The sequence below is a fragment of the Nocardia sp. NPDC004415 genome, from assembly GCF_053602435.1.
In genome coordinates this window covers 51,313-61,173 of record NZ_JBSGDP010000035.1, presented here as the reverse complement: position 1 = coordinate 61,173, position 9,861 = coordinate 51,313, and the positions used below count along the sequence as shown (strand labels likewise).

The 9,861-nt window shown below is 69.8% G+C and carries 12 protein-coding genes; 8 read left to right on the top strand and 4 right to left on the bottom strand.

What is annotated here, in order from left to right; genetic code table 11:
* Positions 1-82: 82 nt before the first annotated feature.
* A complete protein-coding gene (locus tag ACWEMY_RS18025; RefSeq protein ID WP_375927938.1) occupies positions 83-445 on the bottom strand; it encodes an STAS domain-containing protein in 363 nt (120 codons plus the stop codon).
* A 247-nt stretch (positions 446-692) separates the two neighbouring features.
* On the opposite strand from ACWEMY_RS18025, the gene ACWEMY_RS18020 reads away from it, so the two are divergent.
* A complete protein-coding gene (locus ACWEMY_RS18020) occupies positions 693-1,124 on the top strand; it encodes an ATP-binding protein (RefSeq protein WP_452390946.1) in 432 nt (143 codons plus the stop codon).
* Here ACWEMY_RS18020 and ACWEMY_RS18015 read toward each other — a convergent pair.
* Both ACWEMY_RS18015 and ACWEMY_RS18010 read right to left on the bottom strand, forming a co-directional pair.
* A complete protein-coding gene (locus tag ACWEMY_RS18015) occupies positions 1,109-1,897 on the bottom strand; it encodes a SigB/SigF/SigG family RNA polymerase sigma factor (protein WP_375927934.1) in 789 nt (262 codons plus the stop codon). The two genes, ACWEMY_RS18020 and ACWEMY_RS18015, sit on opposite strands and share 16 nt — an antisense overlap.
* Before the next feature lie 171 nt (positions 1,898-2,068).
* The gene (locus ACWEMY_RS18010; protein ID WP_375927932.1) at positions 2,069-2,479 is read right to left on the bottom strand and encodes a hypothetical protein; all 411 of its coding nucleotides are present in this window, start codon (positions 2,477-2,479) and stop codon (positions 2,069-2,071) included.
* Positions 2,480-2,648: 169 nt separating this feature from the next.
* Here ACWEMY_RS18010 and ACWEMY_RS18005 point away from each other — a divergent pair, with 169 nt between their 5' ends.
* The 6 genes from ACWEMY_RS18005 (at position 2,649) to ACWEMY_RS17980 (ending at position 7,694) form a co-directional block, all read left to right on the top strand.
* Complete coding sequence (locus tag ACWEMY_RS18005) at positions 2,649-3,098, top strand: ATP-binding protein (RefSeq protein WP_452390945.1); 450 nt, start codon at positions 2,649-2,651, stop codon at positions 3,096-3,098.
* A gap of 167 nt (positions 3,099-3,265) precedes the next feature.
* On the top strand, positions 3,266-4,420 hold the full coding sequence (locus ACWEMY_RS18000; RefSeq protein WP_452390944.1) for a metallophosphoesterase: 1,155 nt from the start codon (positions 3,266-3,268) through the stop codon (positions 4,418-4,420).
* 105 nt (positions 4,421-4,525) lie between these two features.
* On the top strand, positions 4,526-4,843 hold the full coding sequence (locus tag ACWEMY_RS17995) for a hypothetical protein (protein ID WP_452390943.1): 318 nt from the start codon (positions 4,526-4,528) through the stop codon (positions 4,841-4,843).
* A 38-nt stretch (positions 4,844-4,881) separates the two neighbouring features.
* On the top strand, positions 4,882-5,808 hold the full coding sequence (locus ACWEMY_RS17990) for a LysR family transcriptional regulator (protein ID WP_452390942.1): 927 nt from the start codon (positions 4,882-4,884) through the stop codon (positions 5,806-5,808).
* Positions 5,809-5,913: 105 nt separating this feature from the next.
* Entirely contained in the window at positions 5,914-6,609 is a 696-nt protein-coding gene (locus ACWEMY_RS17985) for a type 1 glutamine amidotransferase domain-containing protein (protein WP_452390941.1), read from the top strand.
* A 194-nt stretch (positions 6,610-6,803) separates the two neighbouring features.
* The gene (locus ACWEMY_RS17980) at positions 6,804-7,694 is read left to right on the top strand and encodes an exodeoxyribonuclease III (protein ID WP_452390940.1); all 891 of its coding nucleotides are present in this window, start codon (positions 6,804-6,806) and stop codon (positions 7,692-7,694) included.
* A gap of 88 nt (positions 7,695-7,782) precedes the next feature.
* Here ACWEMY_RS17980 and ACWEMY_RS17975 read toward each other — a convergent pair whose 3' ends face one another.
* Positions 7,783-8,664: a helix-turn-helix domain-containing protein gene (locus tag ACWEMY_RS17975; RefSeq protein WP_452390939.1), complete on the bottom strand. Its 882-nt coding sequence runs from the start codon at positions 8,662-8,664 to the stop codon at positions 7,783-7,785.
* Here ACWEMY_RS17975 and ACWEMY_RS17970 point away from each other — a divergent pair.
* Positions 8,597-9,784 carry an alpha/beta hydrolase gene (locus ACWEMY_RS17970; protein WP_452390938.1) on the top strand — a complete coding sequence of 396 codons (1,188 nt, stop codon included), beginning with the start codon at positions 8,597-8,599 and terminating at the stop codon, positions 9,782-9,784. The genes ACWEMY_RS17975 and ACWEMY_RS17970 overlap by 68 nt on opposite strands.
* Positions 9,785-9,861 lie beyond the last annotated feature (77 nt).

Sequence of the window (9,861 nt, the reverse complement as noted above, 5' to 3'; positions counted from 1 at the left end):
TCTTCGGCGGCACCCGCCATATCTTGGTTGTCCTCGCACTGTGGGGGGGCGGCCCGCGGGTGCAGGCGCAGCGACCGAGGACCTAGCTCGCGGAGGTGCGCGCCTCGGCGGCGATCGCGTCGTCGAGGGTGTCGTAGACGGCGAGCAGCTTGTCCAGCCCGGTCAGCTCGATCGGCCGGGCGACTTCGCGCGAGGCCACCACGCGCAGCTGCTGGGGCGCGCCCTTGGACACGATCAGCAGGGCGCTGAGCCCGGCCGAGCCGAGGAAACCGACCTGGGTCATGTCGACCACGAGCGTCTTGCCGCCCTCACGGGCCTTCTCCAGTGCGGCCTGCAGCTGGGGCGCCGAGGCCATGTCCACTTCACCGCGCACGGTGAGGATCTCGAATCCGTCCTGTGCGCGTACCTGGACGTCGAGGTCACTGAACCTGTCTTCAACGGTCACCGGAGGTCTCCCTGATCAGCTTCGCCGGTTCGGCGGGACTCTGCGAGCGATTCTCGCCTAGGGAACCTACCCTATCCGGTTGGCCCGCAATCCCGGCCGTGACCGGCACGGTACCCTCGGCCTGCGGAGGGAGCGAGCGGCCCGTCGGGACCGGCCCCTGCGTGGAAAACGGTGGTGCGGGTACCGCCGGAACGTGAGAGTGGTTCGGGTTCCGCCCCGGACCAGGTCGATGGGAAGGGAGGCTGCGATGGCGACGGCCACGTGTCGACCGGAGAGCACCCCGGAATCGTTCCAGGTGGATTTTCCCGCCGAGGCCGCGCGACTCGCGCAGGTGCGGCACGCGCTGCAGCAGTGGCTGGCGCAGGCGCCGATCAGCCCCGTGCTGGCCTACGACGTCGTGCTGGCGGCGGGGGAGGCCTGCACCAACGCGATCGAGCACGGCCACCACGGCGACGGCGAGACCGTGCGGCTGTCCGCCGTGCTGACCGGGTCGCACGTGCGCGTGGTGGTGGCCGACCGGGGCCGGTGGATGACACCGAACCCGGCCGCCGATTCCTCGCGCGGCCGGGGCCTGGCCATGATGCGTGCCCTGAGCAGTGAGTTCGTGGTGCAGCCGTCGGCCACCGGCACCGTGGTGGACATGCTGATCCCCCGGGAGGGGAATCAGGCCACCCGCTGATCGCCGGTCTCGGCGGCGCCGTCCTGCAGGCGGCGCAGCACCCGGGTGAGCTTGCGCGAGATGCTCATCTGCGAGACGCCCAGACGCTCGGCGATGTCGGACTGGGTGAGCGAGTCGTAGTACCGCCACACCAGCAGCTGGCGGTCGTCCTCGGACAGGGTCTTGAGCAGCGGGGCGACGCTGAGCGAGCGTTCGGCCAGCTCGAAGGACGGGTCCACCGCGCCGAAGGTGTCGGCGATGCTCATGCCCTGGCCGCTCTCGGAGTCCTGCACGCGCACGTCGAGGCTGCGGGTGTGGTGGGCCTCGGCGGCGGCCATCGCGCGCGTGATGTCGGTGACGTCCACACCCAGCTCGTCGGCCAGCTCGTAGGCGGTGGGGGAGCGGTCGAGTTCGCGGGTGAGTTTCTCGGTGGTCGGCCGGATCTGGGCGTGCAGCTCCTTGTCGCGGCGCGGCACGTGCAGCGCCCAGGTGCGGTCACGGAAGTGCCTGCGCACCTCACCCATCACCGTCGGCACCGCGTAGCCGAGGAACGGCGAGCCCTGCGTGACGTCGTAGCGATCGATCGCCACCACCAGGCCGACGCGCGCGGTCTGCAGCAGATCCTCGAATGTCTCGCCGCGGCCGGTGAACCGGCGGGCGATGTTCTCGGCCAGGGGCAGGCAGGTCTCGATGATCCGGTCCCGCAGTTCGGCGTGCTCGGCCGAGCCGGGGTCGGTCGCCGACCACTGCACGAACAGCGGTTCCGGGCGGTCGTAGGTCACGGTGGGGTTCATCTGATCAGCTCCTGGCCTTCGACTGGTCTGTCGGGTGACTGCAGGATTGCCCTTTGCGCGCCGATCAAACGCACGGATTCGACGAACAGTGCCCGCCGCGGCGACTCCGGAAGCGAAATGTGCTCGAACTCATCGGATGTCGCCGGCGACGGGCACGCCGGTTCGCGGGTCTCAGATCCCGGCCAGTCCCGAGGCCAGATCGGGGATGCCGAGGGCGTGGGTGACCTGGTCACGCACGTCGGGGCAGTGCTCGGCGGCCGCCGCGTCGACGACCTGGCGATGCCGGGCGACCGAGATGTTGACCGCCCCGTTGCGCAGCGCCCAGTTATGCACCACCCCGTTGTATGTCGCCTTGGCCACCGTGGTGTTCTGCTGGTCCCAGTCGCCCACATCGGCACGCAGCATGTCGCACAGCTCCGTCGCCGCGGCCGCGCCGATCATCGGCTCCTCGGCGGGTCCCGGATCCTGGCCCGGCCCTTGCGGTTCGGTGCTGGTCGCGCACGAGAGCAGGCCCACCGCCGCGAGGGCGGCGAGTGTCACGAGACGGGCGGCGGTGGAGCGGGAACGGCGCTGGCGTGTCATGGATTTCCTCCGATCGACACTGGACGACTGGTCTGCTGGGCGTATTCCCGGGATGCGGGGGAGCAATCAGCGCGCCCCGGCGCCCGGTACCGTTGCCGGACGGTTCGGAGACCCGTCGGTCGGGTATCCGGGCAGCGGTAGCGTCGAGAACACGAGGGGAAAATCCACCATGGCGAATCCGTCCGACAGATCCATGGCGGCCCGGCAGATCCGCAACACCGCACTCGGGTTGACGGTGCGGGCCGAGATCAGCCAGCTGCTGATGTTGCGCACGGTCGCGGAGGCGGCCGCCATGGTCGCCGGGTTCGTGATGGACGAGGTCACCGATCTGCGGGTGGCGCTGGACGAGATCGCCACCCGCCTGATGGTGCACGCGGTCCCCGAGACCGAGATCCGCTGCGAGTTCACCGCCGACACCGCGGGCATGCGCGTGCGCGTCGAGGGGATGTCCACCGTGCCCGACCCGATCGACCAGTCCGACATCGGCTGGCAGGTCCTGGTGGCGAGCACCGACCACATCGAAATCGGCTGCGGCGAGTTCGACCCCGAATTCGAGGGCTACCCCATCACCGTCTTCTTCACCCGCGCCCGCCTCCCGACGAAACCTCCCCGCGCCTGAGCCGCACCCGGCCGGGCAGTCGATGTCCTCGGTGGGCAGCGTGCCCCGCACGAGACAGTCCCCGATCCGACTCCGGTACCTCCGGCACACGACCTCGGGAACAGGCGCGAAGATGAGCGCATGCGTCACACCTCTCGAACCGCCGTCTCCCCGGAAGGCCCGCGCCCGTGCTGCGTCTCGTGATCGCGGCAGCGATCCTCGCCCTGCTCCACCTGCTGTTGCACCGCAGACTCGTGCGCGCCCCCGGGCTGACCGGCCGCTGGGCCCAGGCGGCCACCGGCACGCTCGTGGCCGGGTGGGTGCTCGCCGTCGCCGGAACCCTTGTCGGCGCGGAGATCTCGCCACATCCCTGGCGCCCGCTGGGCTTCCTCGGATTGACCTGGCTCGCAGCGGTGTTCTACCTGCTCCTCGGTCTCGCTGTTCTCGGCATCGCGCTCCTGGCCCTCCGTCTGCTCGCCCGATTCCGGGGCGCGCCGAGCGACCACGCCCGCCGCCGGTTCCTCCGCGCGGCCACGGCCGTGGTGGTGGCCGGGTCGGTCGGCCTCACCGCCTACGGGATCGTCGAGGCCGCGTCGCCGCGCGTCGTGCACGAGACAGTCGCCCTGCCCCGCCTGCCCGAACAGTTCCGTGGCCTGCGGGTCGCGGTGGTCAGCGACCTGCACGTGGGCCCCGCTCGCGGCGCCGGGTTCACCCGCCGGATCGTCGACCTGGTCAACCGTGAACAGCCCGACCTGATCGCCGTCGTCGGCGACCTCGCCGACGGCACCGTCTCCCGCGTCGGCGACGACCTGGCACCCCTGGCCGACCTGCGCGCACCGCTGGGCGTCTACGCCGTCTCCGGCAACCACGAACAGATCTCCGACGATGTCGGCGACTGGATGCGGCACTGGACATCGCTCGGCCTCACCGTGGTCAACAACGCCCGCGTCGAGGTCGAACGGCAGGGCGCGGTCATCGACCTGGCAGGCGTCTACGACTACAGCAACAAGGCGCCCTACCGCCCCGACCTCGACGCGGCACTCGCCGGGCGCGCACCGGACCGCTTCGTCCTGCTGCTGGCCCATCAGCCCAACCACATCGCCACCGCCGCCGCGGCAGGCGTCGACCTGCAGGTGTCCGGCCACACCCACGGCGGCCAGCTGTGGCCGCTGCGCACCCTCGTCGAATGGGTCCACGACACCGAGGTCACCGGCCTGGACACCGTCGGCGACACCACCCTGTTCACCACCTACGGCGCCGGTGCGTGGGGCCCGCCGGTCCGGGTGGGCGCGCCACCGGAGGTCCCGATCCTGACCTTGGTTCCCGCCCCGGCCACACCCTGAGCGGGCCCCGACGGCGTGTCGCCCTGATTACCGCCGCCGGCAGCGGTTATGTCCCTGGTGTCGGGCCCTCGCGGCACACGATCGACAACAGGGACGAGAACCAGCATGTATGTGCGAAAAGCAGTGGTGACGACGGGAATGATCCTGGCCGTGCTCGGGGCCTCCACGGGCTGTGGCGAGGTCGAGAAGGCGGTCAACAAAGGCGGCGACACCCCGTGCAGTGAATACACCGCCCAGGACGGCGACAAGAAGAACACGACGGTCACGAAGTTCCTCGAGGAGAAGCGCGACGACAACGCGGCTCCCGACCAGAACACCGTCGACCTGGCCGTCGCCGCGATCGACCTGATGTGCGGCGCCCAGGCCAACCCGGACACCCCCATCCGGGAAGCCGACCTGAGCGGCGTACTGGTCCCCAAGTAGGCGGGCCCCACTCATCGGGATCTCTCTACGATCGACCGGTGACCGATCACTCTGCTGATACCCAGTTCGACCTCACCCGGTTACGGACCTTCCTGGCGGTCTACCGGGCGGGTTCGATCACCGCGGGCGCGCGCCGCGTCGGGTACTCCCAACCGGCGGTCACCCAGCAATTGCAGGCACTCGAGCGGCACCTGGGCAGGCCGCTGTTCGAGCGCCTGCCCCGCGGTGTCGCTCCCACCGCCGCGGCCCACGACCTGGCCGCGCGGGTATCCGGCGCCCTCGACACCCTGACGGCCGTGTTCACCGCCGAGCACCCGGACGCCCCACCCGTCCCGGAACCACCGGTCCTGCTGGGCGGCCCCGCGGACTTCCTCGCGATCGTCGGCATGCCCGCCCTGGCGCCTCTGATCGCCGAAGGTATCCGGCTGCACGTGCGCACCGGCCTGACCGACGACCTGCTGGCCGACCTGCGCGCGGGCACCCTAGACCTGGTCGTCGCGACCCAGCGCCCCCGCGGCCGGACCCTCATCGCCGACGCCCTCTGCGACGAGACCTTCGCCCTGGTCGCGGCGCCCCAGCTCACGGCGCGCATCGACCCCGACCAGCTCGCCCGCCACGACCCCACCGCGCTCACGGGCCTGCCGCTGCTCAGCTACGCCGCCGACCTGCCGATCCTGCGCCGCTACTGGCGCCACGTCTTCGGCACCCGCCTCGATGCCGAAGCCGCCCTCGTCGTCGACGATCTGCGCGCGGTCCTCACCGCGGTGTGCGCGGGCGCGGGCATCAGTGTCCTGCCCCGCTACCTGTACGGAGCCGAACACGCGGCGGGCCGCGTCGTCGAACTGCTGGAGCCGGCGGATCCGCCGATCAACACCGCCTTCCTGGCCCGCCGCCACGGTGCCGCCACCCGGCGAAATGTCGACCGGGTGGCCCGGCACCTGCTCGCCGAGACCCGGCGCCGGTGATCCGGACCCATCGAAATTCTGATAGCAGACATTGGAAATGCTATTGGTGAACGCCGACACGGCAGGTCTAGGTTCGACATCGAAAGCCAACCCGAAAGGCGGACCATGTCCAAGATCCTGTTCGTGATGACCGGCGTCGACTACTGGACCCTGGCGGACGGAACCCGCCATCCCACCGGATACTGGGCCGAGGAATTCGTCGTCCCCTTCGAAATCTTCGGGCAGCACGGTCACGACATCGTCGTCGCCACTCCCGGCGGCGTCGTCCCCACCGTGGACGGCTCCAGCCTGGCGCCCGAGGCCAACGGCGGCCAGGAAACCGCCGACCGCCGAGCCGAAATCATCTCCACGAGCAAGGAATTGAACAACCCCATCAAATTGGAAGACGCCCAGCTCGCCGACTACGACGCCGTCTTCTACCCCGGCGGCCACGGCCCGATGCAAGACCTCGCGACCGACCCCACCTCCGGCGCACTCCTCATGGCGGCACTGGACGAGGGCACACCCCTCGGCGTCGTCTGCCACGCCCCCGCCGCCCTCCTGGCCGCGACCCGCCCCGACGGCGCCAACGCCTTCACCGGCTACCGCCTCACCGGATTCACCAACGCGGAAGAAACCCAGGCCGGCTTCGCCGACCGAGCCCCCTGGCTCCTCCAGGACCGCCTCATCGCCGCCGGCGCCGACTTCACCGAAGCCGCCCCCTGGACCCCACACGTGGTCACCGACCGCACCCTCGTCACCGGCCAGAACCCCGCCTCATCCGCAGGCGTCGCCGAAGAACTCCTCACCCTGCTGCCCTGACCACCGCCTATCTCACCTCCCCGACGACGGCGCCGCCCATCCAGGAGTTCTGGTGAGCGACGGCCCCAGATCTCCAGCAGGTCTTCCCGACGGCTTGCGCGAGGGATACCAGTTCGCCCACCTCCCCGGCCCCACCGAGGTCGCGTAGCGGAGCTGCCCGAGCGGGTGGCGGGGGACTCCGGCACAGTGTTGCCATGGGTTCCTCGGTCGCTGATTCGCTCACTGTCGCCACGTTCAACGTGAACGGAATCCGCGCGGCACGTCGTCGTGGATTCGACCAGTGGTTGCGTGCGCGGTCGGTCGATGTGGTCGCGTTGCAGGAGTTGCGTTGTCCCGCATCCGAAGTGGGCACCTTCCCGGGCTATTCGGCGGCGGTGGACGTGGGTTCCGTGGCGGGTCGAAACGGTGTGGCAGTCCTGACGAGGGTTCCCGCCGCTGCCGTGCGGACGTGGGTGACCCACCCACCCAGGGCCCGCGGACTCGGTGAGTTCGCCGCACAGGGACGCTATATCGAGGTCGACCTGGCCGACCGGCCGGCGACGGTGGCCTGCCTCTATCTCCCCAAGGGCGGTCTGCCCGCGCATCTGCAGCGCCCGGGATCGATGCGCGAACAGCCCGACGGTGGGGTCAAATACGAACGGAAGCAGAGGTTTCTCGCGGCCTTCGCCCGCGAAGTGCACCGGAACCGGCTCGCGGCGCTGAGCGCGGGACGCGAGTTCGTCCTCACCGGAGATCTGAACATCGCGCACACCCGCCACGATGTGACCAACTGGCGTGCCGCCCGCACAATGGACGGCTTCCTGCCTGCCGACCGCGAGTGGTTCAGTTCGGTTCTCGGCACACGCCGGCTCGTCGACGTGGTGCGACAGGTGCACGGCGATCACCCGGGTCCACTCACCTGGTGGAGTTGGGCGGGCCAATCGTTCGCCAAGGACGTGGGCTGGCGAGTGGACCACCAACTCGCGACCCCCGGTCTCGCCCGCCTCGCCACATCTGTCGCCGTCGACAAGGAACCCTCACCCGCCGAGCGGCTCTCCGACCACGCCCCACTCGTGGTGACCTACTCGGCAATGCCTGACCGATAAGTGCTGGTGCGCTCGGCGGGTCGCATCGAACATGGGAACCCGGACGACCTGCGGTGAACGACCACCCGTGGTGGCAACGAGTTCTTCGCTATTCCGCCGGGGACGCGATGGTTGCTCTCCACGCCGCCAGTAGCTGCAACCGCTCGGCGGTCGGGGAGGCGGGCTCGGCAACGTAGGCGGACAGGGTGATCGACGGCGCGGAGTCGAGGGTGAGCTGCTCGAACCCGAGGACGAGTTCACCGACCTCGCGGTGCTGGAGGAATTTGGTGCCCATCCGGTGTCTGCCGACGTCGTGGGCGGCCCAGCGGGCACGGAAGTCCTCGCTGCGGGTCGAGAGTTCGCCGATGAGCTCGGTGAGGCGCTTGTCGTGCGGGGCGACCCCGGCCTGTGCGCGCAGAACTCTGACGCAGACGGCCGCGGCGTCGTCGAGATCGGCGTAGAACTCGGCCGCGGCGGGATCGAGGAACACGAAGGACGCGAGGTTGGGAGCAGCCGCGGCCGATCGCCTGGTGGGGCTGTCGTAGACGAGGTCGAAAAGCGCGCGGCCCAACGGGTTCGCGCCGAGTACGTCCAGGCGCGCGTCGTGGGCGATGACCGGCGTGGCGCTCATCGCGTCGATGAGTAGCTGTACCTGCTGGGGCAACCCCCGTGGCGTGTGGGTCCGACGACGGGCTCGCGAAGGCCGCTGTGCGGTGCGGGCGAGGTCGTAGAGGTAGGCGGCCTCGTCGTCGTCGAGCTGCAGGGCGCGCGCGATGGCGTCGAGGATCTCGTCCGAGACTCCGCCCAGGTCACCCTTCTCGATGCGGGTGTAGTAGTCGACGGAAACCCCGGCGAGCATCGCGACCTCTTCACGGCGCAGGCCGGGGACGCGGCGCAGGCCGTTCCCCTTGGGGATCCCGGCCATGTCGGGAGTGATCTTCGCGCGCCGGGTAGCCAGGAATTCCCGCACCCGCTCGTCCTTGGACGTCATAACACGAGGTTACGAGCATTTCCCCGCGCCGAACCAGGTCCTGTCAGAACCCCCCGAGCTCGCTTGGGCGCCGGTCTCAGGGGGGTTCCGAGGGAGCCTTCCACGTCTGTCGTTCCCGGCTCAGACTCGAAGGATCGGAGCGGCCAGGACTGCTGGTCGCGGACCGACACCGACACCGTCCATCGTGGCATCGAAGGAGCGAATCGTGAGCGAGAACATCGACATCAAGACCCTGAACGGATATGGCACGACGTTGGCCGCCGTGATCAATTTCCCGCCGGAGTTCGACGCGTCGAAGCCGTATCCGGCGATCGTGGTTTCCCACCCGGGTGGCGGTGTGAAGGAGCAGACAGCGGGTCTGTACGCGGGCAAGCTCGCCGAGGCCGGGTTCGTCACCGTCGCCTATGACGCCTCGTTTCAGGGGGCGAGCTCGGGCGAGCCGCGTCAGCTGGAGAACCCGCACATCCGCACCGAGGACGTCAGCGCCGTGGTCGATTACCTGACCACCCTGCCCTACGTCGACAACGAGCGCATCGGCGCGATGGGCATCTGCGCGGGCGCCGGGTACAGCGCCAACGCCGCGACCGACGACCCGCGCATCAAGGCTCTGGGCACGGTGAGCCTTGTCAACATCGGCCAGATGTTCCGCAACGGCTGGACCGACGACGTCGCCGACGCCGACGCGGCCCCGCTGCTGAAGATGGGCGCGGACGCGCGCACCGCCGACGCCGCGGGCAAGGACAACCCCTTCCCACTGGCTCCGCTGAAGGAGGAGGACGCCCCGAACGAGGAACTCCGCCAGGCGTGGGAGTACTACCACACCCCCCGCTGCGAGCACCCGAACGCACCCGGCTTCATGACCGCACGCAGCCTCTCGCAGATCATCGCCTACGACGCGTTCTTCAAGGCCGAGGCGTTCCTCACCCAGCCGCTGCTGGCGATCGCGGGCAGCGAAGCGGGCTCGAAATGGATGAGCGAGGATCTCATCGCACGGGCCGCGAGCACGGACAAGAAGCTCTACGTCGTCGACGGCGCGAATCACATGGAGCTCTACGACGGCGAGAAGGAGGTCGCCGAGGCGGTCTCGCAGCTGGCCCCGTTCTTCACCGACAAGCTCTGAACGGAAACCCCACGCCGTCCCGCGCCGGCTCCGAGGACCCGGCGCGCGGGCGACAGGTGTCGCCGAAAAGCTCCTCA